General features: G+C 45.4%; 25 protein-coding genes. 10 read left to right on the top strand and 15 right to left on the bottom strand.

All coding sequences use genetic code 11. The features are described 5' to 3' along the window. Positions 1–115: 115 nt before the first annotated feature. The gene (locus L5M17_RS11030; RefSeq protein ID WP_198572412.1) at positions 116–2,080 is read left to right on the top strand and encodes an LTA synthase family protein; all 1,965 of its coding nucleotides are present in this window, start codon (positions 116–118) and stop codon (positions 2,078–2,080) included. A 99-nt stretch (positions 2,081–2,179) separates the two neighbouring features. On the opposite strand, the gene L5M17_RS11035 is transcribed toward L5M17_RS11030, so the two are convergent. Together L5M17_RS11035 and bioH are read right to left on the bottom strand one after the other, a co-directional pair. Continuing rightward, positions 2,180–2,725 (bottom strand): hypothetical protein, encoded by a 546-nt coding sequence (locus L5M17_RS11035; protein ID WP_131524847.1) that lies wholly within the window; start codon positions 2,723–2,725, stop codon positions 2,180–2,182. Positions 2,726–2,786: 61 nt separating this feature from the next. Beyond that, the gene (gene bioH / locus L5M17_RS11040; protein WP_263147398.1) at positions 2,787–3,581 is read right to left on the bottom strand and encodes a pimeloyl-ACP methyl ester esterase BioH; all 795 of its coding nucleotides are present in this window, start codon (positions 3,579–3,581) and stop codon (positions 2,787–2,789) included. A 32-nt stretch (positions 3,582–3,613) separates the two neighbouring features. Here bioH and L5M17_RS11045 point away from each other — a divergent pair, with 32 nt between their 5' ends. The 7 genes from L5M17_RS11045 (at position 3,614) to nfuA (ending at position 10,829) form a co-directional block, all read left to right on the top strand. Continuing rightward, positions 3,614–4,396, top strand: coding sequence for a ComF family protein (locus L5M17_RS11045; RefSeq protein ID WP_263147401.1), 783 nt, complete (start codon positions 3,614–3,616; stop codon positions 4,394–4,396). A gap of 177 nt (positions 4,397–4,573) precedes the next feature. After that, positions 4,574–5,320: a helix-turn-helix transcriptional regulator gene (locus L5M17_RS11050; protein ID WP_263147403.1), complete on the top strand. Its 747-nt coding sequence runs from the start codon at positions 4,574–4,576 to the stop codon at positions 5,318–5,320. Positions 5,321–5,322: 2 nt separating this feature from the next. Beyond that, a complete protein-coding gene (locus tag L5M17_RS11055) occupies positions 5,323–6,000 on the top strand; it encodes a response regulator transcription factor (RefSeq protein ID WP_263147406.1) in 678 nt (225 codons plus the stop codon). Next, entirely contained in the window at positions 5,987–7,231 is a 1,245-nt protein-coding gene (locus L5M17_RS11060) for a sensor histidine kinase (protein ID WP_263147408.1), read from the top strand. The genes L5M17_RS11055 and L5M17_RS11060 overlap by 14 nt, the downstream gene beginning before the upstream one ends. Before the next feature lie 174 nt (positions 7,232–7,405). Beyond that, positions 7,406–8,170 (top strand): outer membrane protein OmpK, encoded by a 765-nt coding sequence (locus L5M17_RS11065; protein ID WP_263147410.1) that lies wholly within the window; start codon positions 7,406–7,408, stop codon positions 8,168–8,170. Positions 8,171–8,262: 92 nt separating this feature from the next. Next, the gene (gene urdA, locus L5M17_RS11070) at positions 8,263–10,011 is read left to right on the top strand and encodes a urocanate reductase (protein WP_263147411.1); all 1,749 of its coding nucleotides are present in this window, start codon (positions 8,263–8,265) and stop codon (positions 10,009–10,011) included. 239 nt (positions 10,012–10,250) lie between these two features. Then, complete coding sequence (gene nfuA / locus L5M17_RS11075; RefSeq protein ID WP_006079591.1) at positions 10,251–10,829, top strand: Fe-S biogenesis protein NfuA; 579 nt, start codon at positions 10,251–10,253, stop codon at positions 10,827–10,829. A gap of 84 nt (positions 10,830–10,913) precedes the next feature. Here nfuA and L5M17_RS11080 read toward each other — a convergent pair whose 3' ends face one another. Further along, positions 10,914–12,851 (bottom strand): alpha/beta hydrolase family protein, encoded by a 1,938-nt coding sequence (locus tag L5M17_RS11080; protein WP_263147414.1) that lies wholly within the window; start codon positions 12,849–12,851, stop codon positions 10,914–10,916. 80 nt (positions 12,852–12,931) lie between these two features. Then, positions 12,932–14,299 carry an MATE family efflux transporter gene (locus L5M17_RS11085; RefSeq protein ID WP_263147416.1) on the bottom strand — a complete coding sequence of 456 codons (1,368 nt, stop codon included), beginning with the start codon at positions 14,297–14,299 and terminating at the stop codon, positions 12,932–12,934. A gap of 22 nt (positions 14,300–14,321) precedes the next feature. Between L5M17_RS11085 and L5M17_RS11090 the strand changes: the two genes are divergently transcribed. Continuing rightward, a complete protein-coding gene (locus L5M17_RS11090; protein ID WP_263147418.1) occupies positions 14,322–15,368 on the top strand; it encodes a polysaccharide deacetylase family protein in 1,047 nt (348 codons plus the stop codon). Here the strand turns inward: L5M17_RS11090 and L5M17_RS11095 are convergent, their stop codons facing one another. The 5 genes from L5M17_RS11095 to L5M17_RS11115 all read right to left on the bottom strand — a co-directional run bounded on the left by L5M17_RS11095 (position 15,369) and on the right by L5M17_RS11115 (position 19,346). Continuing rightward, complete coding sequence (locus L5M17_RS11095; protein ID WP_263147422.1) at positions 15,369–16,001, bottom strand: SCO family protein; 633 nt, start codon at positions 15,999–16,001, stop codon at positions 15,369–15,371. A 47-nt stretch (positions 16,002–16,048) separates the two neighbouring features. Then, a complete protein-coding gene (gene cyoE / locus L5M17_RS11100; RefSeq protein WP_173248226.1) occupies positions 16,049–16,954 on the bottom strand; it encodes a heme o synthase in 906 nt (301 codons plus the stop codon). 14 nt (positions 16,955–16,968) lie between these two features. Next, entirely contained in the window at positions 16,969–17,946 is a 978-nt protein-coding gene (locus L5M17_RS11105) for a COX15/CtaA family protein (RefSeq protein ID WP_263147425.1), read from the bottom strand. Beyond that, the gene (locus L5M17_RS11110) at positions 17,946–18,491 is read right to left on the bottom strand and encodes a hypothetical protein (RefSeq protein ID WP_198572401.1); all 546 of its coding nucleotides are present in this window, start codon (positions 18,489–18,491) and stop codon (positions 17,946–17,948) included. Before L5M17_RS11110 ends, L5M17_RS11105 begins: the two co-directional genes overlap by 1 nt. Before the next feature lie 90 nt (positions 18,492–18,581). Then, positions 18,582–19,346 (bottom strand): SURF1 family protein, encoded by a 765-nt coding sequence (locus L5M17_RS11115; protein ID WP_263147509.1) that lies wholly within the window; start codon positions 19,344–19,346, stop codon positions 18,582–18,584. On the opposite strand from L5M17_RS11115, the gene L5M17_RS11120 reads away from it, so the two are divergent. Continuing rightward, the gene (locus tag L5M17_RS11120; RefSeq protein ID WP_105250645.1) at positions 19,345–19,563 is read left to right on the top strand and encodes a DUF2909 family protein; all 219 of its coding nucleotides are present in this window, start codon (positions 19,345–19,347) and stop codon (positions 19,561–19,563) included. The genes L5M17_RS11115 and L5M17_RS11120 overlap by 2 nt on opposite strands. Before the next feature lie 4 nt (positions 19,564–19,567). On the opposite strand, the gene L5M17_RS11125 is transcribed toward L5M17_RS11120, so the two are convergent. From L5M17_RS11125 to lexA, 6 genes are all read right to left on the bottom strand, one after another. Beyond that, entirely contained in the window at positions 19,568–20,443 is an 876-nt protein-coding gene (locus tag L5M17_RS11125; protein ID WP_219256002.1) for a cytochrome c oxidase subunit 3, read from the bottom strand. After that, positions 20,440–21,021 carry a cytochrome c oxidase assembly protein gene (locus L5M17_RS11130; RefSeq protein ID WP_105250643.1) on the bottom strand — a complete coding sequence of 194 codons (582 nt, stop codon included), beginning with the start codon at positions 21,019–21,021 and terminating at the stop codon, positions 20,440–20,442. The genes L5M17_RS11125 and L5M17_RS11130 overlap by 4 nt, the downstream gene beginning before the upstream one ends. 1 nt (position 21,022) lies before the next feature. Continuing rightward, the gene (gene ctaD, locus L5M17_RS11135; RefSeq protein WP_105250642.1) at positions 21,023–22,615 is read right to left on the bottom strand and encodes a cytochrome c oxidase subunit I; all 1,593 of its coding nucleotides are present in this window, start codon (positions 22,613–22,615) and stop codon (positions 21,023–21,025) included. Positions 22,616–22,624: 9 nt separating this feature from the next. After that, entirely contained in the window at positions 22,625–24,160 is a 1,536-nt protein-coding gene (coxB, locus tag L5M17_RS11140; RefSeq protein ID WP_263147433.1) for a cytochrome c oxidase subunit II, read from the bottom strand. A 402-nt stretch (positions 24,161–24,562) separates the two neighbouring features. After that, a complete protein-coding gene (locus tag L5M17_RS11145) occupies positions 24,563–25,075 on the bottom strand; it encodes a cell division inhibitor SulA (protein WP_131524817.1) in 513 nt (170 codons plus the stop codon). Continuing rightward, positions 25,072–25,692, bottom strand: a complete 621-nt coding sequence (gene lexA / locus L5M17_RS11150) for a transcriptional repressor LexA (protein ID WP_105250639.1) — start codon at positions 25,690–25,692, stop codon at positions 25,072–25,074. The genes L5M17_RS11145 and lexA overlap by 4 nt, the downstream gene beginning before the upstream one ends. Positions 25,693–25,816: the final 124 nt, after the last annotated feature.

Raw genomic sequence — 25,816 nt, forward strand, 5'->3', positions numbered from 1 at the left:
CGGCATTTAATGCAACGTTAAGCAAAATCGGTTGTCATAGCACAGCTTATTCACCGATTTTTCAAATTGACACTCCAAAGCAGAGTGGCTCTTTTTACACGTTTTGGGGTAACACATGCAATCTGGTTTATCACCTCGCGGGCGAAACAATGCCCATGGGCCTTTTCGCGCCATCTTTATCTTTTCGTTATTAGTGCTTTTCATTGCTACCGCGAGCCGTATCGCTTTAGGGCTGTGGCAAGCGGATCGCGTGGCTGCTGTGGATGGTTGGTCGCATCTATTAATCCAAGGTTTACGCGTCGATATCGCTACTCTGTGTTGGTTATGGGGTATTGCCGCCTTAGGGACTGCATTATTTTCAGGTGATCATTTTATTGGCCGTCTATGGCAGCCGATTTTACGGGTGTGGTTAACTGTCGGTCTGTGGATCATACTGTTTTTAGAAGCATCGACCCCCGCCTTTATTGAAGAATACGGTTTTCGTCCGAATCGTTTGTATGTGGAATATCTGATCTACCCGAAAGAAGTGCTTTCTATGCTGTGGGCGGGTCGTAAGCTTGAGCTTATTTTCTCAATATTATTAACCATAGGTACACTCTGGGGCGGTTGGGTTCTCAGCGGTAAGCTGACGAAAAACCTGCGCTTTCCACGCTGGTATTGGCGTCCAGTATTAGCATTAATCGTTATCGCAATTACGATATTAGGTGCCCGTTCAACCTTGGGTCATCGTCCGCTTAACCCCGCTCTGGTGGCCTTTGCTGACGATCCATTAGTGAACTCTTTAGTGATTAACTCTGCCTATTCCTTGGTGTTTGCCATCAAGCAGATGGATAGTGAAGAAGATGCTTCTAAAGTGTATGGCAAGCTAGATAACGCGGAGGTTATTGCAACGATTCGGCAGGAAAGTGGTCGCCCTGAAAGTGCCTTTACTTCAACGGATATCCCATCACTGAGCTTTAACCAAGCCAGTTATACTGGTAAACCAAAGAACTTAGTGATCCTACTGCAAGAGAGCTTAGGCGCACGTTTTGTCGGCAGTTTAGGTGGGTTACCCCTGACCCCGAATATCGATGCCTTGTCTAAAGAAGGTTGGTATTTCGATAACTTGTACGCTACTGGTACACGATCTGTACGCGGAATCGAAGCCGTGACAACAGGTTTTACGCCAACGCCAGCTCGCGCTGTGGTGAAGCTAGGTAAGAGCCAAGTTGGCTTTTTCAGTATTGCTGAATTACTTAAAAATCATGGTTATACAACGCAGTTTATTTATGGTGGTGAGAGCCATTTCGACAATATGCGTAGCTTCTTCTTGGGCAACGGCTTTAGTGACATCATAGATCAGAAAGATTACAAATCTCCGGCCTTCGTGGGTTCGTGGGGCGCGTCAGACGAAGATTTAATGCGCAAGGCCAACAGTGAGTTTGAGCGTCTGCATAGCGAAGGTAAGCCTTTCTTTAGTTTGGTGTTTAGTTCGAGTAACCATGATCCATTTGAATTCCCAGATGATCGCATCGAACTTTATGAACAACCTAAGCAAACTCGCAACAATGCGGCGAAATATGCCGACTATGCGGTTGGTGAGTTTTTCAAATTGGCGAAAAACGCAGACTATTGGAAAGATACGATTTTTATCGTGGTTGCCGACCATGACAGCCGAGTGGGTGGCGCGGAGCTGGTGCCAGTATCGCGTTTTCGTATTCCGGGATTAATTCTTGGGGATAATGTTGCGCCAAAACGCGATCATCGTATCGTGAGTCAAATTGACTTGCCGCCGACTTTGTTATCCTTGATTGGAATATCTGACTCTTACCCTATGCTGGGCCGTGACTTAACTCAGGTCAGCGATGATTGGCCAGGGCGTGCTCTGATGCAATACGATAAAAACTTTGCGCTGATGGAAGGTAAAGATGTGGTCATTCTGCAACCAGAGAAAGAGGCACAGGGTTTCGAATATAATGAAAAAAACGAGCAGTTAACGCCTCACCCACCCGCTGCTGCCGCGCTAGAGAAGAAAGCCTTAAGTTGGGCATTGTGGGGCAGTTTGGCCTACCAGCAAGAGCTGTATCGTTTGCCTAAATAAGCGTTAAACAGAATGGAAAATGCCGCTATTTTTAGCGGCATTTTTGTTTATCATTCCTGCTAATTTTGTGCGCAAACGGATTCATACGATTGGAATAGGTTAAATCCACGTCGACATAATAGATTCTTGCTCTGGCTGAGTCTGTTGTTGATAGAACTGACCAATGCGCTGCCCAAGTTGTTGATAAAATTGACTCGATTCGCCTTGAAGCGATTGTCGAACATTCGCTTTAGCGCTACTACTGGCATAACTTGTTGCACCTTGACTGACCTTTAAGCGTATATCCTTACGTTGCAGCGCCGCTTGGCCTCTTGCTGCAATTTTTAGCGTTTTAGGTAAAACACGCTCGGCCACGACAAGGGGCGCTTTTTTCTCTTGCTGTTGTTGGTTCTGTTGCTGTGAGGATTGCTGTTGCTGCTGTTTTTCTTGAACTTGCTGCTGATTATGCTCGAGTGTTTTCGCCTGTTGTTGAGCTTGATCCGCAGTGCGTTCATTCTGTGGATTAAAGGCGCGTTCTTCGTGACCTTTAGTTGCCGCTTGTGGTGGGATGACCACAGGTTTCAGTTGGTTGTCGACCCGAGCAGAGTCCGTCGCGACATTACTGGTCGCTAGCGGGACTTGGGGGTAGTTACTGACAACTAACATGGGAAATTCCTTGGCACATTAATGGTTAAATACTAGTCATTAATCGCTCAAAGATAAAGCGTTAACGTGTCTGTAACGTTAACCAAGGCATAAATACCTGCAAAAACTCCTGCTGATGGGAAATAAAGGGCGCGTGAGAGGCTTTGGCGAGCATCACATCCACACTTTGAGCTGTGATGGGCATTTTAGGTGGTACGCGTTTGGGCACTAGCCCGTCGAGTCGGCCCCAGATCCTTAGCCAAGGTTGTTGCAACTCTATCAGTTGCTGCCTTAAGTCGACGTCGGTTAGCATATTTAGGCCTTGAGTTAAGGCTCTGGTATTGGGTAAAGGACGTGCGAGGACAAGATCGCGCAGTTGTTTGATATCTTCCTTGGCGGTTTCGCTACCCATGGCTTGAATCGCCAGAAATCTCTCTATAGTTTTAGGTAAATTTTGGCCGAGTTGTTCTCTAAATTGATTAAGGACTTGTGGCGGAATGCCCGGCCATGCTTCGTCTTCCCTTGCCATAAAGCAAGGGGATGAGGCAATAGTAATCAAGCCTTTGATTTTTTGTGGATAACTTAACGCTGCCTGAGTCGCAACGAGCCCACCGAGTGACCAGCCGGCCCAAATAGCGTGTTCAGGTAATGCAGCGACTAAGGTATCGACCCAGGTTGATAGGCCACCTTCAACCATTTGGCTATGGCCGAAGCCCGGCAAGTCTACATAGTGCACCCTATACTGAGACAGTGACTCATGTAATGGCGTAAACACAGCGCTATTCACTCCCCAACCGTGAAGCATCACCAGATCTGGCCCTTGGCCGCTGATTTCAATATGCAAATTTGCTTGGTTTGTGGATGTGACTTGGCTCACTTGAGTGCCTCAAAAATGGATTAGGTGAATGTATGCCGCACTTTGTCAAAAGGATTTGGCCGCAATCTGCTTTACGGATAATGCGTTTAGGCTATCAACTCGGTACAAGGTGGTTGGCGGGCAGTTTACCTAACCGTTGCCTGCTGTGCCACCAATCCATATCACTTCCCGAGACTGGCATTTGCGCCGTTTGTCTTCAATCTGGCTTATATCATGGGCCTATTTGCTTAGGTTGCGGTAAGTCGATGCAAATAGAAGTCGATTATTGCGGTGAATGCCAAAAGCGCCAGCCACGTAAAGTCATTGCACCTTGTAGTTATCATCAAGGTTTGGGGGCTTGGGTTGGTGCGATTAAATATCAAGGTCAACTTGCCGCTTTGCCCGTGCTGTGTAGCGCCTTAGTGGCACGCATTAAGGTATTAGAACAGCAAGGATTAATCTCACTGCCTCAAGCGATAGTGCCAGTCCCATTGCATCCAAAACGCTTACAACAACGGGGATTTAATCAGGCGTGGTTAATTGCCCATGAGTTATCGCAGCTCTTGCAACTGCCATTAGTGAGCGAAGGGTTAACGCGCCAACAAGACACTCGACCGCAGGCGGGGCTTTCGGGGGCACAGCGACGACGCAACTTACATGATGCCTTTATGTTAGCGGATGATTTTGCGTTCCAGCGTGTTGCATTGGTGGATGATGTGGTTACCACTGGCACTACAGTCTCTGAAATTGCTCGCTTATTCGAAGCGCGTTATGTGCATGTTCAAGTATGGTGTTTGGCAAGGGCTGAAGCGCCAGGCTTGTTGGATGATATTTAAAAAGGTTAAAAGCATTGCTACATTATATCTTTGTGTATGTCAAAATTATGTCAAAAATACTGCGTAAAAATGAATAAGTTTTAATTTTGCGACAAGATGTAAGTATCTGTATCAATGGGTTTTGTTTATTTTTTGTATTGAGATACCTTCCTATGTTATTTCGTTTGGAGGGTATTTATGGACGCTAAACTGGCGCGATCAAATGCAGATACTGCATCAACGCTGAAGGACGTTATTCAGGCGATAAACTACTCTTTGAAGCTACATGGTTTTTGTGGTTTCTGGTTTCAAGGAGTTCCACATTGTGCGTATGAAAATTATCACTTTCCAAAAGATACCAATCTGTTCTCTCCTACGGCACTAAGAAAACCTATCGCCAGCATAGCTTCTTCCCCTGTTATGGCTGAATTACAGCGTTTTTATTTAAATCAGATAGCCTCTCATGATTTCAATTTTGGTTTTTCATTGGATACTTCAAAATCCTATATGTATAGATTCACGAGTGAAAAAAATGATAAGACCAGCCTACTGTTTAGTAAGCATAATATTCAAAGTGTTTTGAGCTGGCCCATCTCATTCCAATCTAATCGTCATTGGGCAGGCCGGTTTATACTACTTAGCCATCTTAGTGCTTCGGAGGTGGTGTTAGAGGGATTGGCAGGCACTTTAAAGGAAGCTCAGAACAAGCTTTTTGAATGTAATAAACAATTGTTCAATCCATTTCTACAAAGCTCTCTGCTTAAAGATAATGCGAGAGATATCCTACTTATGGTCGCAAACGGTCTTCAAAACGACGAAATTTCAACTCAGCTCCCGATAAGTGTCAGAGGAGTTGAATATCATATGGAATCCATGCGTAAGAAATTTGGGGCTACAAATAGAGCAAATTTAATCCATTTAGCCCATCAATATGAGTTGATTTAAAAATGTTGATATTACTGGTTGAAGATAATCGACTTCTTTCTAATAACATCATTCAATATCTTGAATTGAGTGGTATAGAGTGTGATTACGCTTTCAACCTGGCACAAGCGGATATGCTCATTAGTCAGCAGCAGTTCGACGCTATTATTCTCGATCTAAATTTGCCGGATGGTGATGGGATTGAAGCGTGTGAACGCTGGAAAGCACAGTGCATTACTTCACCAGTAATCATGTTAACTGCACGTAGTAGTCTGAATGATCGCTTGAGTGGGTTTGCTGTGGGTGCGGACGATTATTTAGTAAAACCATTTGCAATGGAGGAACTAGTCGCGCGATTGAAGGTGGTTGCTCAGCGTCGTCCCGCGCCCCAAAGGTTGACTATTGGCGACCTAGAAATCGATTTTGCAAACCACATGGTGTATCGGCAAGGGCAACTGCTGGCTTTGTCTAAAACCGGATGGCAGATCTTGGCTTTATTAGCTAGGCGTAGTCCAGAAACGGTGAGTAGAGAAGAGATTGAGCGAATGCTTTGGCCCGACAGCGCACCTGATAGTGATAGCTTGCGCAGCCATATTCATCTTTTGCGCCGAGTGATCGATCGCCCCTTTGAACGGCAAATATTACATACGATTCGTGGTGTCGGTTTAAGCCTTAGAGATGATACCAATGCAAGCGCCTAAACTTAGCCTCAAGCGTAGCTATCAAGTGTGGGGAGTTATTTTTCTATTAATAACTTTAGGTGTAAATAGTTTTATCCCGCTTTGCATGATGTGTGCAGGTATGATTTCTATGCATGAGGTCACAATGCACAATGCAGGGCAAGCGGCCGAAGCATTACTGAAGATGGCGGAGCCAACTCAGCAATCATTACTTCATCAACCACTTCTAAAAACCGATAACTTAACTGTCTATCCTCATTGGCGAGATATTCCGCTGCAAATTCGTGAGTTAAGTAACAATGAAGTCTTAACTGATGCGAGCACAATTCACTATGAGCATGCAGAAGGTCCCATTGTTAACGCGTTAAGTGTGTACTACACCCAAACTGGCCAGCCGCTATACGTTTGGCTGCAGTTTAGTGTTACCCATGATTTGCAATTTGCCCCTAAAAATATGACGGCGATCTTGCTGCTTGTCTTGATAACCTTTTGTGCCAGTGCAAGCTTAGCGTTTTATATGCAAAGTAAAGTGATTACGCCTGTTCATCAAATTAGTCATGCGATTAAACAACATGATTGGGAAGGAGGAGGAAAACTGAGTTTACCAGAACAAGAATATGCTGAATTAAAGGCAATTGTTGATGCTTTAGATAACTCGATTTTACAACTTCAGGAGGCTCAGCAGCGAGAACTCAATTTTTTACGTTTTGCTAGTCATGAGTTACGTACGCCAGTCGCCATATGCCAATCTTCATTTGAAATCCTCGCATTACAACAAGGTGAGCTTACGGGGGCAACTCTGTATGCTTCCCAAGCGACCAATCAAATGAAGTCACTCATTGAAACCCTACTATGGTTAACTAATAAAGAGTGTTCAAACCTAGAAAAGGAAAACGTAGCATTATCGCCTTTACTTGCCAGTATTATCGAGGAGCAGCAACGGGCACATGGTTATGAGCAAAAAATTCAATTATTGTGTGACGATACTTGCTTGCCCGTCCAGCTTCATCCGCTAAAAATAATCTTAAGCAATTTATTAAGGAATAGTATTGAGCATGGTGGGATGGATATTAGTATTACTCAAGATGCTTGTTGTATAGCAATAACAAATTCCTGCAATAGTAAGGGCCGTCATGGATTTGGTTTAGGGCTTTTACTGGTGAAACGTCTCGCGAATCAACTGGGTTGGACTTTTATTAGCTCATCTGCAAATAATTTATTTACTGCTAGGCTGGTGATATCTAATAACTAAAGAATGGGAACTATAGATTTACTGCATTAAACCACACACTTTTAAAATGCAAAAGCGCCATTGGGCTTAGATCACATAGTCATCATGCTATTCGTAGTAACTTTATTATATAAAGTTTACTGGTCGATAAGTATTTTAAAATACTTCCTAGAATACATGGTTGAGAGGGGCTCTATGTGTAAAAAAAGTGTGGCATCTATTTTAGTCAGTGCAATTGTTTTTAGTGGTTCAGTATATGCTGATGTTAATAAAACGAGCGTGGATTTAGGTTATAAGTTTTATACCAGTGACGCAAAAAATGATAACCCAGGTGTTTTTAATCAACCTTTTGTAAAGTTGAATCATTTGGGAATTGCTGATTGGGGTACTTACTTTGCTAATCTTAAGCTCGAAAACCCTGCTGAAATCGCGGAAAATCAGAAGAACCTTGATGGTAAAACTACCATTAAGTCATTATTGATACTTGAAAATAAGCTGGGAGAGTCGCAGTTCAACTTCTGGACTCAGAACTTTATCTCTGCGAGTGAAACGCTAGTTGAAGATAATCTTTACTTAGGTATTACCCATAATGCAAAAATTCAAAATTTATCACTAAACTATGGTGTCGGTTTAAATTATACCATTGGTAGCTTTTCCCCCACATCAGAGAAGTTTAATGATCTGTCAGGTTATGCCGTGGTTTTAAATGCAAAGTACCCATTTGAGTTGCTAGGGTTAAAACATAGTTTAAGTTTGAATTATGAAGCACAAATTGATAGGGATGCAGCGCATCAAGAATTATTTTCATATGACAGCTATGGCCATCAGATAATTACAACATTACAAACAAGCCTCACAGATTCAATATTTTCAAAGTTATATATCACCCATTATGATAGCTGGGGTTCGCAATATAATGATGGGATTGAATACGGTATATCTGTTGGTTATCAGTTTTAACGGTTTATCAAATAGGTTGAATTTTTGATAAGTAGAATCTCATTTAATTTGGTGCTGTTCTAGTTTTCATTAAAAATAATAAGGGAATTGTAATGCATTATAAAAAATCCATTATTGGTATTGCTGCCACGGCAACAGCAATTATTGTCGGCTGCCAAGTTACCCATCAAATAGTAAAAAGCCAGGGAACCGCTCAAGGCAAGCATGGCGAAGTGCAGGTCGAAACCACATTCAAAGACGGACACATTGTGGCGATTGATGTACTAAAGCAAAAGGAAAATAAAGTCCTTGCTGGTGCCGTATTTAAAGATGTTAAACAGGCGATTATTGATAATAACTCTATCGAGGTTGACGGTATTGCAGGCGCAACCGTAACGTCTAAAGCGCTTAAAGAAGCTGTGGGTAAAAGTATTGAAGCCGCAGGTGTTACGTTAGTCGCTGTCGCTTCAGCTAAAAAAAATGAAGCATTAACGCCAGCAGAATATACCTATGATGTGGTGATTATTGGCTCGGGTGGTGCAGGTTTCAGTGCTGGTTTAGAGGCTATGACTGCGGGACGAAGTGCAGTGATTATTGAAAAGATGCCTATTATCGGCGGTAATTCTTTGATTTCTGGCGCTGAGATGAATGTGGCCGGTAGTTGGGTGCAAAAAAATATGGGAGTTACCGATAGCAAAGAGCTGTTTATTAGCGACACGCTAAAAGGCGGCGATTTCAAAGGTGACCCTGAAATGGTTAAGACCATGGTCGATAATGCGGTTGATGCTGCTGAGTGGTTAAGGGATTACGTCAAAGTAGAATTTTACCCAGATCAATTATTTCAGTTTGGTGGACACAGCGTGAAACGTGCGCTTATCCCTAAAGGTCATACCGGAGCAGAGGTGATCAGCAAGTTTTCTATTAAAGCTGAAGAAGTTGGCTTACCAATTCATACCAATACTAAGGCTGAAAAGTTAATTCAAGATCAAACGGGCAGAATTGTGGGTGTAGAAGCGATTCATAATGGCAAAACGGTAACCTACTATGCAAAACGCGGTGTTGTGATTGCCACAGGTGGCTTCTCGTCTAACATGGAAATGCGTAAAAAATATAACCCAGAGTTAGATGAACGTTATGGCAGCACTGGTCATTCAGGTGGTACTGGTGACGGTATTGTGATGGCAGAAAAAATACATGCGGCAGCTAAAAATATGGGATATATCCAGTCATATCCTATTTGTAGCCCAACCTCGGGTGCGATTGCCTTGATTGCAGACTCTCGCTTCTTTGGTGCGGTGTTAATCAACCAGAAGGGTGAGCGCTTTGTTGAAGAATTGGAACGCCGAGATGTGATTTCACAGGCCATTCTAGCCCAACCAGGCCGTTATACTTATGTGCTCTGGAACCAAGCTATTGAAGATGTTGCCCATACTGTTGAAATGCATCAAGGTGAACTGAAGGAATTCACAAAAGACGGGCTAATGTATAAGGTCGACACCTTAGAAGAAGCTGCTAAAGTCTTTAATATTCCTGAAGATAAGCTGTTATCAACGATTAAAGACGTTAATCGTTATGCCGCAACAGGAAAGGATGAAGCCTTTAATCATCGCTCAGGATTGGTTGATTTAAGTAAAGGACCTTATTGGATTTTAAAGGCGACACCTTCTGTGCACCATACTATGGGTGGACTAGCGGTTGATATACGTACTCGTGTACTTGATGAACAAGGAAAGGTGATTCCGGGCTTGTTTGCTGCGGGTGAAGTGACTGGTTTAACCCATGGAACCAATCGACTCGGTGGTAATGCTTACACTGATATCATTGTCTTTGGTCGTATCGCGGGACAAGAAGCGGCTAAATAGTTTGTATTTTATGTCTGGCTTAAAGCGACCCAATTGGGTCGCTTTTGTTTGTAAATGATGCAGTTCACTCGCGTACAACACATTCGTTTAAAGCTTGTTTATGATGAATAAATCGTGATCGCTATGGCAAAAATCCATAAACTTGCTATCCAAAGGACTACAAAGCGAAGGTGAGTCGGAGTATCATACTGCTAATTCTTACTAAAACACTCAGGTATCCCCTGACGGAGCAGGTTTTCATGATTACCATTTCCGATGCGGCTCAAGCCCATTTTGTTAAGTTGTTAGCAGATCAACCTGAAGGCACTCATATTCGCGTATTTGTGATCAGTCCAGGAACCTCGCAAGCCGAGTGTGGTGTGTCTTATTGTCCACCGGATGCAGTGGAAAGTGATGATATTGAAATCGAGTTCACTGGCTTCAATGCTATGGTCGATGAGAAGAGTGCACCTTTCCTTGAAGATGCCACTATTGATTTTGTGACTGACCAATTAGGTTCACAACTCACGCTGAAAGCACCTAACGCAAAAATGCGTAAAGTGTCAGGTGATGCACCTTTAGTCGAGCGTATCGAATACGTGATCCAATCTGAAATCAACCCTCAGTTAGCTGGCCATGGTGGTAATATCATGCTGGTTGAAATTACCAAAGAAGGCGTGGCTGTACTGCAGTTCGGCGGTGGTTGTAACGGTTGTTCTCAAGTTGATATCACCCTGAAGGATGGTATCGAAAAACAATTGCTAGACATGTTCCCCGGTGAGTTGACTGGCGTACGTGACGTGACAGATCACCAACATGGTGAACATTCTTACGCTTAATCTTGTTTGTTAAGCTGAATGAAAAACGCGACCTCAGAGTCGCGTTTTTTATATTTGGCTTTTGCTTTAAGTGCAGTTGTTCAGTTATAACTTAGGGTTGAGATTATCAGCTAAGAACTTATCTAAGGCTTTAAACGTCGCGAGTCTGTTGTCGTTATTGCTTAGGTAATGATCACCATTTTCCAACTCAATATACTCCACTGGTTTATTTAGTGATTTGAGCTCGTTATACATTTCTCTGCTATGTTGAACCTTAACGACTCTGTCCTTATCGCCATGTAGCAGTAATACTGGGATGTTAATTTTATCTGCTTTACTGATAGGTGAGCGCTCATAGAGGGCATCGAGATCATCTCCTATTTGCTCTTTAACCACTTCATAGTTGGTATGTCTGCGGCTTGATTTTACTAGGTAGGCCACATCGGTCACACCAGCTACACTGATGGCGCAACGGTAAAGATCGGGAGTCATAGCAGCCCCCATTAAGGCCGCGTAACCACCATAACTCGCACCGGCAATACAAATGCGTTTAGGATCGCTAATCCCTTGAGCTATTAGGTAACGAGTCCCGTCTTCAACATCGTTTTGCATTTCGAGACCCCAGCTTTTTAGGCCAGCCTTCATAAACTCATAGCCGTAACCTGCCGACCCCCTGAAATTCATTCGAAATACCGCATAACCACGATTAGCGAAAAACTGTGCCCAGTAGTCAAAGTCGTTACTGTCATAACTGATCGGGCCGCCATGGGGGAAAATAATCGTCGGTAGCTGTTTGGCTTCGAGTCCCTTTGGTACTGTTAGGTAAGCATCGATTTTGAGCTTATCCCTTGCTTCGTAAGTTAGATGTTGGGTGTTGGCGAGTAGCTCACTATTGAGCTTGCCGTATCTGTTCGCGATGGGATATAACGTTTTTTCGTCCCTATCGCCGAAATAATAGGTGCCAGGCTCGGTCGAGCTGGTGGAATACACTATGTAGCGGCGTTCATTTGCACTGAATTGAGTAATATAGTTGTGAGCATCGGGTAATACAGCCTTAAGACCATTTTGTAGTCCGACATATTCTGTTTCCCAGAAGGTGTATTCCTCGCCGTCGCCTTCACTGATACCAATGACTTTTTTCTTTAATTGCGAGTAGAGTAAATCCCCTTCGACGTCAGTTGCTTCATTGGCGTAAACTAACTCTTTTCTAAGATTAGGGTCGGTCAGGTTCACTTTAAAAATGGCTTCGAAACCTTGGTGATAGGCGCGAACGTAGAGGATATTAGGGTCTGCATCAAAACCTAATGGCCAAACCGTGTCCTCAGAGAAGGCTTTAAAGGTCCAAAGCAAGCGTGAATCACTCTTTTGCTCGGCCTGTTCATAAATACGGTACTCAGTATCATCGTTGTAGATAGAAATTCGGACTTTGTGCTGCCTGTCGGTAATCCAACTTATAATCTTCTTTTTAGCATTTTGGGTGTAACTGGATTTCCCCTGCGCTAAATTGACTTTCAGAACGCTGTCTTCGCCTACGTTTTCGCCCATTCCGTCTAATGACAGTAAAATATTATCGGGATCATCTGGCATAAGATCGATAATTTGCCCCTGATGTTGCGGGATCCAATTAAGACGGTCTAAGACGCTGCGCGGAAGGACACTCGAGGTCTTTTTCGTGGTCAAATCATACTTAACAAGGCGGGTTTCGGTTGTAGGTGTACCGTAACGGTTAGCCGGAAACTTAGCACTGATCAGTAAGATATTATCGTTTGCCCACTGCAGAGACAGGATGACAAATTTTTGGTTATCCGTGTGCAGCGGAATGCTTTTTTCGCCTGTTTCTATATCTTGGATACTAACGACAGTACCTTTGAGTTTGGCTTGATCGACCCGTACAACAGAAGCGATTTTTTTGCCATTAGGCGAGAGCTGCACAGAGCTAACATCTGGGATGCTTGCAAAGGCTTCAACGGGTAATTGTGGCGCAGTGTTGGCAACCGTATAGTTACATAGCCACAGCAATAGCAGCGGTAAAATCCTTTTCATTATCGATTCACATCTTCGTTACAATTGTAAAATCAACATAATAATGATTTTGAGATTAGTAAACTACTGTCTTTACAGATTTATTTATGTAAAAAGGCCTGACTGAAATAATAATGCCCTGCGAGCGTTAGGCTTCTGACGATCATAAAGACACTCATCGCGGCCCAGAGGGCATGGTTGCCTTGCTCTGGTAGTAATAGCTGCTGCAGTAAATACCATGTTGGGAAAAACGCGCCAAAGGTGGCGAGTATCATGCTATTGCGCATCACTTTTCCTTTAGCGGCACCTATGTAAACACCATCGAATAAATACGAGCTAAAGGACCATAAAGGCAAGAATATTAACCAGATAAGATAGGTTTGCGCAGTGGCTCTGACCTCATTAATACTGGTCAATAACGCGATAATATTACTGCCAAAAAGACTAAATACAGCGCAGAATCCTAGTGCCGTTATGGCCGACCAGCACCAAGCTAAGATCACAGCTTCCCTTAATTGTTCTGCCTGTTTTTGCCCATAGGCTCGACCGACTTCTGCCTCGGCATAATAGGCTATACCATCTAGAGCGTAGGAGATTAATAGCAGTAAATTCAATAACACGGCATTGGCCGCAACGGTATTATCACCTAGACCTGCACCATGGAATGTCATAAAGGCAAAAGCTGCCTGCAAGCAGAGGCTACGGACAAAAATATCTGTGTTGAGCCTCAGTAATTTGCCATAACCAGTCAGGGTGACATGGGGGAATAGGTGGGATAAGTGAAACTCTGGTGCACGCTTGAGTTGTTGTAACACCATAGTGAGTGCGACTGAGAAAGCGGTGATATCGGCAAATACTGAGGCGAGGGCAGCGCCTTTAACGCCCCAACCCAAACCGAGGACAAACACCACATCGAGGATAATATTGGCAAGGTTGGCTAAAATCAGCTGCCACATGGCGGCTTTAGGTTGTTGTCGCCCTAAGAGCCAACCTAACATCACTAAATTGAGCAGGGCGAAGGGCGTTGACCAAATCCGTACCTGAAAATACTCGCGGCAATAACGTTCGACCTCGCTACTCGCTTCGGATAATCCTAACGCTAAATTCAATATCGGGACTTGCAGTGCGATAACGCCTGCGCCCAATAACATCGCTAGCATAGCGCCTTGGACTAAGAGTTTGTGCTGGGCGTGAAGATCGTCAGCACCAAAGGCTTGCGCGACTAAACCTGTCGTCGCCATACGCAAAAATCCCAATAACCAAATGATTAATGTGATAATCGTTGACCCGACAGCGACTCCCCCTAAATAATAGGCCTCACTCAGATGACCTATAACAGCCGTATCGACTAAGCCCAACAGCGGGATAGTGATATTGGAGAGTATCATCGGCAGGGCGAGCGCTAGTAACTGGCGATTTTTCGCGCCGTTGAGCATGAGGTCGAGCCAAGTTGATTTAGCAGTATTCATTAATTTCAGAGGTGTTCACATTATGGTTAAACGTGTGCTGTTGGCACTCATAGGGCTAATGACGTTTTCTGCCCATGCCGTGGTCATTCTGCAATATCACCATGTGTCAGAAACCACTCCGGCGGCAACCAGCGTTACGCCCGCGCAATTTCGTGAGCAAATGCAGTTTCTCGTCGATGACGGCTTTAAGGTGATCCCGCTTTCTAAAGTGGTTGAAGCGATCAAGCAAAAACAAGATTTACCCGCTAAAACAATCGCAATTACCTTCGATGATGGTTATCGCAGTATAGCGACTACGGCGCATCCTATCCTAAAGGAATTTGGATTCCCCTACACCTTGTTTGTGGCAATTGAGCCGATTAAACAAAAGTTTACCGAGATGATGACTTGGGATGAACTCATCACACTATCCAAGGAAGGCGCCGATATTGCTAACCACAGTTGGGCGCACGAACATTTGATCCGCGCCTTAGAAAACGAATCACAGGCGCAGTGGTTCGCGCGGATAAAAGCCAATATCTTAGATACAGAAAAAGCGATTGCAGATGCCACTGGGCACAATTTTAAAATGCTGGCGTATCCTTACGGTGAGTACAATCAAGCGTTGCAGGATATGTTAACTGAGAACGGCTTTGTCGCTTTTGGGCAACAGTCCGGTGCCGCGGGGCCCTATTCGCCATTAACGGCCCTGCCGCGTTTCCCCGTTGCTGGACAATATGCAGACCTAAAAAGCCTTAAGGCAAAGTTATACAGCTTAAATATGCCTGTGATTGCACAAACCCCAAGTGATCCTGAGTTAAAGGGTGGCCATTGGCGTCCTGAGCTTAAAGTGACCCTCGATATGAGTGATATCTCTGCTAAGCAAGTGATGTGTTACATCCAAGGTCAAGGCTCAAAACAGCCGACTTGGCTCAATGAAAACGAGTTTAGTGTTCAAGCGGATTTAGCCTTGCCCGCGGGGCGATCGCGTTATAACTGCACAGCGCCGAGTAAGGCGCGCAATGGCTACTATTGGTTTTCTCAGCCTTGGGTAAGGCCAAAGGACGATGGCTCTTGGATCAAAGAGTGATCAGCGGCTAGGTTTGTATTGCGCCACTATTTTTTCAAAATCGCTAATTAATTTATCATTTAATACCTGCGGCGGTTTGCCTAACGCTGCCGTAGGTTTAAATACCGCAACTCGCGTTCCCTGCGGCGACACCAAAACATAACCCGCACTATGGTCGACTTGGTAATTTTCTCCTTCACCCACCATGGCATAAGTGAGTCCTAAGCTGCGGGTGAGGGGAAATATCTGCGTTTGTTCACCCGTTACCGCTTTAAACTCTGGATTGAAAAAATTTACATAGGTTAAGAGTTTATCCTGTGTATCTCGTTTGGGGTCGACGGATAGAAACACCACCTGCAATGGCGCGATCTTGTTTAGATCGGGATAAGCCGCCGCGAGTTTATTTAAGGTCGTAGGACAAACGTCGGGGCAAAAGGTAAAACCGATAAAGAATAAGCTCCATTTTCCCTGCAAACTGGCATTGGTAAAAGCTTGCTTGTGTTGATCGACCAATTCAAAGGGCGCTAATTCATAGGCCTGTGGAAACAGAAAACCGCTCTCTAACTCGATAGGTTTTGGGGGATTAAATTTCACCGCAAATAGGCCGCCAAGACCGAACAACAAAATGGCGATGACTAAAATTATTTTCTGCATTATTCGCTCCATAAATACAGGTTAGCGCGACAAACTCGTTCCATACACTAGTTCCACAAATAGTGGTCTAGCAGTAATGCCATAAATAACAACATTAAATGGTAGATAGAGAAGCGGAACACTTGCATCGCTAAGCCATCATGATCCCGATATTTAAGTTGCCATGCTTTATAGATAAATCCCGTACTGAGTAAACTCGAGCTGACGAAATACACAGGCCCACACATACCAACCAGCACAGGTAACAGGCAAGCAATCGCCAGCAATACTGTGTAGAGCAAGATGCAGGTTTTCGTAAATTCGACACCGTGGGTGACTGGCAGCATGGGAATATCTACTTTGGCATATTCGGCGCGTCTGTGAATGGCCAGTGCCCAAAAATGTGGCGGCGTCCACGTAAAAATGATGATCACTAGCAATAACGCATGGCCGTGAAATTCGTTCGTCACTGCCGTCCATCCCAGCAAGGGTGGCATAGCTCCCGCAAGGCCACCGATCACAATATTTTGTGATGTTGCGCGTTTCAAATAGGCAGTATAAACCAAGGCATAGCCAATCAGGCTGGCAAAGGTCAGCCAAGCTGTGAGTGGATTGACTAAGGAATATAAGACGATAAAGCCAAAACTACCTAAGCTAGCGGCGAAAATTAACGCGCGGGTTGCCGAAATACGCCCTTTGGGTAGCGGGCGATTATAGGTACGTGCCATTAAGCCATCGATACGGCGATCGATCAGATGATTCAACGCTGCCGCTGAACCCGCCATCATAGCAATACCCAGCATACCGGCGATTAAAGGTTGAACGGGGACCGCATGGGGCACAGCAAGACACATGCCGACTAAGACAGTGAGCAGCATCAGTGCAACCACTTTAGGTTTGGTCATTTCAAAATAGGCGCGCCATGTTACGCTGAAAGTGGGCAGGCTACTGGTGATTGAGAGTGGTTTTGCCATCTTGGATCCCTCGCTTATGCTTTGCGCCATAAAAAATAGTTGATTGTGACTAAGGTCAGTAGCAGTAGTGCCGCACCACCGTTGTGAGACACGGCAATACCGAGTGGCAAATGCATCACTACGTTAGAAATACCTAAGCTCACTTGTAGTATGACTAGTCCCACTAATAAAAGGCTTAAAGCCTTAAGTCCCGTAGCGCCCACAAATAATCGGTAGGCGAGCACGAGTAACAAGCTGGCAGTGACGATAGCGCCAATTCTGTGGGCTACGTGGATAGTCATTCGTGCAGGGTAATCGAGCACCCCAAATTCGAAGCTAGGGTGTTGGCCTTGAAACGGTGAAAATGCCTCGGCTATTGCTAAGTTATCTACCCAATTTCCCTCACAGATGGGTAAAGAGGTGCAGGCGAGCGCCGCGTAATTCGATGATGTCCAAGCGCCCAACATAATCTGACCCACAAGGACGAATAGGCTCACCAACGCTAACGGTGCGAGATGTCGAGCATGGGTTTCGCTATTAAATATACGCCGAGGTCGGGTTCGCAGGTAAAGGAGTAACAGCAGCGAGATTAGGCTAAAGCCACCAATAAGATGCGACATCACAATTATTGGCATGAGTTTCATGGTCACAGTCCACATGCCTAGCGCTCCTTGAAAAAGGATCAGCAGCACTATGATGATCGGCAACTTTTTGGGTGCTTCCGGTGTTTGTAAGCACAAAATTAAGATGAATAACACCAGTAAGCCAAGTCCGCCTGCGATATATCTGTGGATCATTTCCAGCCAAGCTTTCTCTGGATTGATATCGTGATCTGGGAATATAGTTTGCGCATGGGCGATTTCATGGTCTTGGGTGGGCACTTTAATATGGCCGTAGCAGCCTGGCCAATCGGGGCAGCCGAGCCCTGCATCCGATAGGCGGGTGTAAGCGCCCATTAAAATCACCAATAGGGTAAAGACTAAGGTTAAGCGTAGGATCCAAGTTAGTTGCATCAATCTACCCTCGACAGTTTTAACAACTTACGCAGATCCGCAATCAGCGCCTTGCCTTGAGCTAAATGTGCTTCTTTGCCCTGCACTTGAGGGTAGCGCAGGACTAAGCTGCCTAAGGGATCGACTATGATTAGCTGCTGTTCATCTAACCATTTGCTTAAGTCTGCATTGGCGGGGCGAGTGTTGAAGTGAAAGGCGCTTAAGGCGTTAAGATCGCTGTCGGGATGGGTGAGGATGAGCGGTTCTACTCGCGCCTGATCTGGCCCTAACGCTGTGTGGCTTTGGCGCAAAATATACAGGCGTTCGCGGCAAGTATCGTTGCATTTGGCGGGCAATAAATACAGTAGTTGCCATTCTTTGGGATTAGAATTTTCAACCCCAAGGCTGGCATAACTGGTTTCGGGACTGATCAGCTCGCCATGATTGGTGGCTCCGCCATGGTATAAATTCAGGCTCAGCACTAGCTTAGCAATCACTACGGGGGCAATAAACGCCAGCAGTAATAGCCCTAATGCTTTGTGTTTAGATTTGTTCTGGGAGTTCATGCTTGCTCCTCTCATTCAAATTATTCCTAATTTATTGTTTTATATTTATTTAGTTTTATTAGTGTCTTGCTAAGTATGGTACGAATTTCCCTATTTGCTCCTTGAGTTTGCGACTGTTTGGGCGCTATGGCGTTTTACATATTTAATCCCTTGCCACAGCATTAGCCCTGCAAATACGGCTGCCATCGAAAACCACTGCAACGCATAGCCCCAATGTTTTTGTGCTGACAGTGGGAAAGGTTGCCAAGGATGGGGCAATGTGAGGGAAGGTAATTGCTCTGGTTGCAACACGACAGGTAACACTGGGTGCCCTAATACCTTAGCCATTTCGGGCATATTTAAATTTTGAAAGCGAATACTTGTCCCTGTTTCTGCCATTAAAGCTTGGCTCAAGGGATTGATTTGCTTTTGATAAAGCCTGCCTTCGATATTTAATGCCCCGCTTAGGGGAGTGATGTGGGGTAACTCATCCCGATGGGATCCAGCGGCAACAAAGCCTAACTCGACCAGCAACCAAGGTTTTTCAACTTCTACTTGCAGAGGTTGAAAGGCTAAATAGCCCACTTGACCTTGATAGATTTGATTATCCAGCAGCCAGATTTGTGAGCTTGCGGGAGTGGCGCGTACTTGCAGTCGATAACCCGTTACGCCTTCTTTGCCGACCTTGAGTTGGAGCTGCTCAAAACTTAATGGCAGCAAAGCTTGCCTTGCTTCCATTTGGGCTGAAAGCGTCGTTTTATCTTCACCACGGGCTAACTGCCATAAACCCAACTTGACCAATATAGTTAATACAGCCACAGTCAATATCAGTAGAAAAACCGTTAATTTATTCAGCAGAACATGAGGATATTGTATGAATAGCCTGTTCATTTTTAAGTTGGTCTTAGTTCTGCTGTTGCTATTCATCATTTTTAATCTAGGTCGCGCCTTGTTTATTATGGTGAAAGGTGATGAAAAAGTGCCTATGAGCCGTTATCTTGGTCGGCGAGTGATTTTCTCCGTGCTCGTTATCTTGTTATTGCTGGTGGCCTTAGGGACTGGGTTAATTAGCCCCAATCCCACGCCTTACTAAAGCACTAGAGAACGTAAACGAAAATAAACAAACACAGCCAGACCACATCCACAAAGTGCCAATACCAACTCCCCGCTTGGAACGCAAAATGTTTATCTGCGCTAAAGTGCCCCTTCAACACTCTGAAAAACAACACGAATAAAAAGAGAGTCCCCAGAGTGACATGCATGCCGTGAAAGCCAGTTAACAGGAAGAAGGTGTTGCCATAAATCCCAGAGGTCAGAGTGAGTCCCATTTCCCGGTAGGCATGCATATATTCTTCTGCCTGTAAGGCAAGGAAACCCATACCCAAGAGTATGGTGATACCAAGCCAGAGAGTAATGGCAGAACGTTTACCTTTTTCTAGGCTGACATGGGCGAAATGTAAGGTAACTGAGGAGGTTAGCAGTACGATAGTGTTGATTAATGGCAGTCCAGTCCATGGCATAGCTTGGGTTTTAGTGCCATCTGGCGTAGTAATGAGCGGCCAAATAGCTTCAAACTGAGGCCAGAGCACTTCGTGGGTCATGGCATTATTCGATGCGCCACCGAGCCAAGGCACTGCGAACATGCGGGCATAAAATAGTGCCCCGAAAAAAGCCCCGAAAAACATGACTTCCGAAAAAATAAACCAGCTCATACCTTGGCGAAACGATCGATCCATTTGGCTAGAATAGAGCCCTGCCATCGACTCTTGGATCACGGTTCTAAACCAACCCACCAGCATGAATAGGATCACAGCTATCCCAGCCAGCAGCACATAACCGCCACCGGATGCACCTGATTTCAACTGTTGCACGAAAAGGCCTGCACCAGAGGCGATTAAGAACAAGCCAATGGCGCCTACAATAGGCCAGACACTTTGGGATGGAACGTAGTAAGTTTGATGTTTCGTTGTCATTTTGCAGCTCCTTGCTCTATGGCAGACGCTAACTGCTTGTCGGTAATGTCGTAGAGAGTGTAAGAGAGTGTCAGAGTGTGGATAGACTCAGGTAACTGAGGATCCACATAGAAAATGAGCGGCAGCTCAGCGCTAGTGTCCGCCGCTAAGGGTTGTTGATTAAAGCAAAAGCATTCTGTTTTATTAAAATAAGCGGCACCTTGGCCGGGCGAAACTGAAGGTATCGCTTGGCCAATCGTTGCTTTAGCGGACATATTGCGCGCCAAAAATGCCGTATGGATTAGCTCGCCAGGGTGAACTTCGAGCCGTTTGGTTTGTGGCGCAAATGTCCATGGCATGCCTGTTTGTACCTGAGAAATAAATTCCACAGTCACTATTCGGCTTGTATCTACTGTGATTGCTTGATAACTACTCGCGGTATTGGAGGGTTTTCCATTGATACCGAGTTGCTCGCACAACACATCGTAGAGCGGCACCAGCGCGAATCCAAAGCCAAACATTCCAATACAGCCGATAACTAACATGCTGATAAGTTTACGATTTGACTTAGGTTTATCTTGCTGGTGTTGGGTTGCCATTTCATTTCACCTCAGGTGGTGTCGTGAAGGAGTGGTAAGGTGCAGGGCTTGGCAATGTCCACTCTAAACCCTCGGAACCTTCCCAAGGTTTAGCGGGGGCTTTTTCGCCGCCACGGATGCACTTAATTACTAATACTAAGAAAATCAATTGCGATAAGCCGAAGGCGAACCCACCAATCGAGACGATTTGATTAACATCGGCAAATTGAATCGAGTAGTCAGGGATACGCCTTGGCATTCCTGCCAGCCCAAGGAAATGCATCGGGAAAAATAGCACATTGACTGAAATCACCGAACACCAGAAATGCCATTGTCCCAGTCGTTCGTTGTACATGTGCCCCGTCCACTTAGGTAGCCAGTAATAGGCCGCTGCCATGATGGAGAAAATCGCACCAGTTACGAGTACATAATGGAAATGTGCCACAACAAAATAAGTATCGTGGTACTGGAAGTCGGCGGGTGTAATGGCGAGCATTAATCCCGAAAAACCGCCAATAGTGAAGAGTATGATAAAGGCTACAGCAAACAGCATGGGCGTTTCGAAGCTGAGTGAGCCGCGCCACATAGTGGCAACCCAGTTAAACACTTTCACTCCTGTTGGCACTGCAATCAACATGGTGCAATACATGAAAAACAGCTCGGCAAACACTGGCATACCTGTGGTGAACATATGGTGCGCCCACACGAGGAACGACAGAATTGCAATACTAGCCGTAGCATAAACCATGGATGCATAGCCAAATAAGGGTTTACGACTGAAGGCTGGGACTATGGCAGAGATGATGCCAAAGGACGGCAAGATCATGATGTAAACTTCAGGGTGGCCGAAGAACCAGAAAATATGCTGGAACATCACAGGATCGCCGCCGCCAGCCGCATCGAAGAAACTCGTGCCGAAAAACTTATCGGTCAGCACCATAGTCACAGCGCCCGCGAGTACGGGCATAACCGCGATCAGTAGGAATGCCGTGATAAGCCAAGTCCAGACAAACAATGGTAACTTCATCCATGTCATGCCTGGCGCGCGTAAATTCACTATGGTCACAATCACGTTGATCGCGCCCATGATCGAACTTATCCCCATGATGTGAATAGAAAATACAAAGAGCGCCGTGCTATCTGGACTATAAGTTGTTGATAGTGGTGCGTAGAAGGTCCAACCAAAGTTAGGTCCGCCACCTTCCATAAATAGCGAACTGAGAAGGATAGTGAAGGCGAAGGGGAGTATCCAAAAACTCCAGTTATTCATCCGTGGCAGCGCCATATCGGGCGCTCCTATCATCATAGGGATCAGCCAGTTAGCGAGCCCTGTAAAGGCTGGCATTACCGCACCGAATACCATGATCAGCCCATGAACAGTTGTCATTTGGTTGAAAAAGTTGGGCTCGACCAATTGTAATCCAGGTTGAAAGAGTTCAGCGCGGATCACCATGGCCATAGCGCCACCGGTTAAGAACATAATGAAGCTGAACCATAAATACAAAGTACCTATGTCTTTATGGTTGGTGGTTAGCAGCCAGCGCATGATGCCCTTTGGCGCACCATGATGATGGTCATCATGGGCTGCGGTTTGATCTTGAGTCGTTGTGCTCATCATTATCCCCTACTGTCCATGACTTGCGATATCAGCAGGTTGCACTGTATCGCCGGTATTGTTGCCCCAAGCATTGCGTTCATAGGTAATGACTGCTGCAAGTTGCTGTGGGCTAAGCTGTTTGCCAAATGCCTGCATAGCCGTGCCTGTTTTACCGAGCATCACAATATCGATGTGATTGGCGACTGGTCCAATGGCGATAGCACTACCCACTAGCGCGGGGAAGGCGGGTGGTATTCCTGCACCTGTCACTTGATGGCAGGCAGCACAGAAGGTCGCGTAGACAGTTTCACCTTCGGCCATGAGGGCGTCATGGCGGAGTGTGGGGAGGCTTGCGGGATCTACTGCAGCTGAGACGTCTTTTGCAGGCGCGGGTGTCGGGGTTGTACCGCTTGGTACCGCGGCGGATGTTTGTGCAGAATTGCCGTTCATGTACTCGTTGACGTCTTTGGCTTGCACTGCATCGCCAGTATTATTGCCCCAAGCATTACGCTCGTAGGTAGTCACTGCCGCGATTTCTTGTGCAGTCAATTGCTTACTAAACGCTTGCATGGCAGTACCCGTTTTACCGTTGAGCACAATTTCAAGGTGACCGCTGAGTGGTCCCGTTGCAATCGGGCTACCTTTAAGGGGCGGAAATACGCCTTGCAACCCTTCGCCATTGGGCTGGTGGCAGGCTGCGCAGTGTCCGAGGTAAACTTGTTCGCCTAGAGTCATCAACTCTTCTTTACTTAGGGTTTGTGATAAAGCGGCTTGAGCGGCTTCAGCCGCAGCATCTGCGGCTTGTTTTTGCTCTGTGACCCAAGCCTCAAACTCGGCTTCGGGTAACGCTTGTACTACGATAGGCATAAAACCATGGTCTTTTCCGCAGAGTTCGGCGCATTGACCGCGGTAAATGCCGGGTTTGTCGATGCGAGTCCAAGCTTCATTGATAAATCCAGGGTTGGCATCTTTCTTAATGGCAAAGGCGGGCACCCACCAAGAATGTATGACATCCTCTGAAGTCATCAGAAAGCGGATTTTGCGGTTTATCGGTAGAACGAGCGGTTTATCGACTTCCAATAGATAGTTTTCACCCTTGGTTTCGGTGCCTTCAATTTGTGCTCTGGGTGTTGTAAGTATGCTATAAAAATCAATATCTTGATCGAAATAGCTGTAATGCCATTTCCATTGGGAACCCGTGACTTTTACGGTGAGATCGGCGTTACTGGGATCTTCCATTGCGATTAAAGTTTTTGTCGCTGGAATCGCCATTAAGATCAAAATGATAAATGGCAGAATCGTCCAAGCGATTTCAACTTTAGTGCTTTCGTGAAAGTGGGACGCGACAGCGCCTTTGGATTTTCTGTGGTTGATCATGGCGTAAATCATGACGCCAAAGACCACTAGGCCTATTGCGCAGCAGATATACAAGATGGTCATGTGCAAGTGATAAACCTTGCCACTGATCTCGGTCACGCCAGGGGTCATGTTGAACCGCATGTCCGCGGCGGTCAACGGTGGTGCGAAAAGCACCACGAGTAAACAATACAACAATTGCTTCACAAGACTTCTCCTCTGCCAATTGCGAATAGCAACTACAAAGAAGAGCAACACAGTAAGTCTCAACTCTATGCAAACTCTTCAGTTCCCAAAAAAGCTTTTTTGACTTCAACGTGCGTTGGCGGCTGTTACTTTTAATCAAGTATTGTTACTGCTGGTAATTAGCCACGCTGGCACATACTGCTGAAATAAATCTGTTCTCTATTTTTAGTGGCGCTTCGAGTTCGATAAATACTCGATTCATTGACCACGGAAGGTGATATATCATCACCGACTTAACCAACCATACTTGCTGTTTAAATATTGATCAAGATCACTTATTTATCTAATTATCTGAAAAATTGCCAAAAAAAAGCCTCACATTCATAGGTGAGGCGGCTTTCAAGGTAAAAATTAAATGAATATTTAGTGTACAGCGCTAAAAAAAGATTGCTGACCGAAGAGATTGCCTTGCTCAATGCGTACGTCGGCATGTAAGTGACTGTTTACGTCTTCAAGCACTATGCCCATAGCTCGGGCACTTTTAGCCACGATTTGTAGGCGTCGATTATCCCGCGCATCCAATGATTGAGTCCAAGTAATGACTGCACTGGACGTACCACTTGTTAGGGCTTTCTCCATCGCCCACAGGGTTTCGACTTCATCTTTAGCATGTACCAGCAAAACTCTATCCATACGCACACCTGCGCTGGCGAGCATTTGCTTGTAGCCAATACTTGGAGGGTTGATGAGCACTAACCAACGGCCCTGTTGGCTTAACTGAGCGAGTTGTGCACTCAGATGAATTAATTCTTGGCGACCTTGAGTCTTAGTTGGCATGCAGGCGATGGGCGCATGGTGCCAGTCATAGTCAGCATCACGGACTTCATCGAGCCACAGGCCCGGATGGCGGGGGGCATTGCCAAGTAGTTTATTCATAGCCAATCTCCATTACGGATCACACCGACGGCGAGTCCTTCAATTGTTAAACTTTGGAAGCCTAAATCCACTTTAATCGGGGAGTAATCTTCATTTTCGGCATGTAGATAGACTACATTACCTTTTTTTTCGAAACGTTTAACAGTGACATCGTCATCGACTCTAGCGACAACCACTTGACCATTTCTAGCTTGTTCTACTTTATGAACTGCCAGCAAATCACCTTCGAGAATACCGATATTTTTCATGCTGTCGCCCTTTACTCGCAGTAAAAAATCGGCGGCGGGATGAAACATGCTTGGGTCGACTTGGTAGTACTGTTCAACATGTTCTTGGGCGAGGATAGGTTCACCCGCGGCCACTTGGCCGATGAGCGGTAAACCTGTTTCAGTCAAATCTTCGATTTCCGCAGGCAGACGAATGCCTCGAGATGTGCCTGGCATGATCTCAATGCAGCCCTTTTTTGCCAACGCTTTAAGATGTTCTTCAGCCGCATTGGCGCTCTTAAAACCTAAACGGGTTGCGATTTCTGCCCGAGTGGGTGGCATGCCAGTATCGGCAATATTTCGTTTAATTAGCTCTAAAATTTCAGCTTGGCGTGGCGTCAAAGGTCTCATGGTGTTTCCTGTTTTTCTATACAGTTACTGTTAGTATATACAGTATTATTTGCAGCGCAAGTATTAACCACTTTTTAGCTATGTTGGAGAGAATTAGCGAATATTGCCCATAGTCTGGTATTCT

The organism is Shewanella sp. SW24, from assembly GCF_025653395.1.
Taxonomy (GTDB): Bacteria; Pseudomonadota; Gammaproteobacteria; order Enterobacterales; family Shewanellaceae; genus Shewanella; species Shewanella oncorhynchi.

Coding starts and splice junctions, on each gene's coding strand:
- L5M17_RS11030 (WP_198572412.1), top strand. CDS start 116: ATGCAATCTGGTTTATCACCTCGCGGGCGAAACAATGCCCATGGGCCT.
- L5M17_RS11035 (WP_131524847.1), bottom strand. CDS start 2,725: ATGTTAGTTGTCAGTAACTACCCCCAAGTCCCGCTAGCGACCAGTAAT.
- L5M17_RS11045 (WP_263147401.1), top strand. CDS start 3,614: ATGCCGCACTTTGTCAAAAGGATTTGGCCGCAATCTGCTTTACGGATA.
- L5M17_RS11050 (WP_263147403.1), top strand. CDS start 4,574: ATGGACGCTAAACTGGCGCGATCAAATGCAGATACTGCATCAACGCTG.
- L5M17_RS11055 (WP_263147406.1), top strand. CDS start 5,323: ATGTTGATATTACTGGTTGAAGATAATCGACTTCTTTCTAATAACATC.
- L5M17_RS11060 (WP_263147408.1), top strand. CDS start 5,987: ATGCAAGCGCCTAAACTTAGCCTCAAGCGTAGCTATCAAGTGTGGGGA.
- L5M17_RS11065 (WP_263147410.1), top strand. CDS start 7,406: ATGTGTAAAAAAAGTGTGGCATCTATTTTAGTCAGTGCAATTGTTTTT.
- urdA (WP_263147411.1), top strand. CDS start 8,263: ATGCATTATAAAAAATCCATTATTGGTATTGCTGCCACGGCAACAGCA.
- nfuA (WP_006079591.1), top strand. CDS start 10,251: ATGATTACCATTTCCGATGCGGCTCAAGCCCATTTTGTTAAGTTGTTA.
- L5M17_RS11080 (WP_263147414.1), bottom strand. CDS start 12,851: ATGAAAAGGATTTTACCGCTGCTATTGCTGTGGCTATGTAACTATACG.
- L5M17_RS11085 (WP_263147416.1), bottom strand. CDS start 14,299: ATGAATACTGCTAAATCAACTTGGCTCGACCTCATGCTCAACGGCGCG.
- L5M17_RS11090 (WP_263147418.1), top strand. CDS start 14,322: ATGGTTAAACGTGTGCTGTTGGCACTCATAGGGCTAATGACGTTTTCT.
- L5M17_RS11095 (WP_263147422.1), bottom strand. CDS start 16,001: ATGCAGAAAATAATTTTAGTCATCGCCATTTTGTTGTTCGGTCTTGGC.
- cyoE (WP_173248226.1), bottom strand. CDS start 16,954: ATGGCAAAACCACTCTCAATCACCAGTAGCCTGCCCACTTTCAGCGTA.
- L5M17_RS11105 (WP_263147425.1), bottom strand. CDS start 17,946: ATGCAACTAACTTGGATCCTACGCTTAACCTTAGTCTTTACCCTATTG.
- L5M17_RS11110 (WP_198572401.1), bottom strand. CDS start 18,491: ATGAACTCCCAGAACAAATCTAAACACAAAGCATTAGGGCTATTACTG.
- L5M17_RS11120 (WP_105250645.1), top strand. CDS start 19,345: ATGAATAGCCTGTTCATTTTTAAGTTGGTCTTAGTTCTGCTGTTGCTA.
- L5M17_RS11125 (WP_219256002.1), bottom strand. CDS start 20,443: ATGACAACGAAACATCAAACTTACTACGTTCCATCCCAAAGTGTCTGG.
- L5M17_RS11130 (WP_105250643.1), bottom strand. CDS start 21,021: ATGGCAACCCAACACCAGCAAGATAAACCTAAGTCAAATCGTAAACTT.
- ctaD (WP_105250642.1), bottom strand. CDS start 22,615: ATGAGCACAACGACTCAAGATCAAACCGCAGCCCATGATGACCATCAT.
- L5M17_RS11145 (WP_131524817.1), bottom strand. CDS start 25,075: ATGAATAAACTACTTGGCAATGCCCCCCGCCATCCGGGCCTGTGGCTC.
- lexA (WP_105250639.1), bottom strand. CDS start 25,692: ATGAGACCTTTGACGCCACGCCAAGCTGAAATTTTAGAGCTAATTAAA.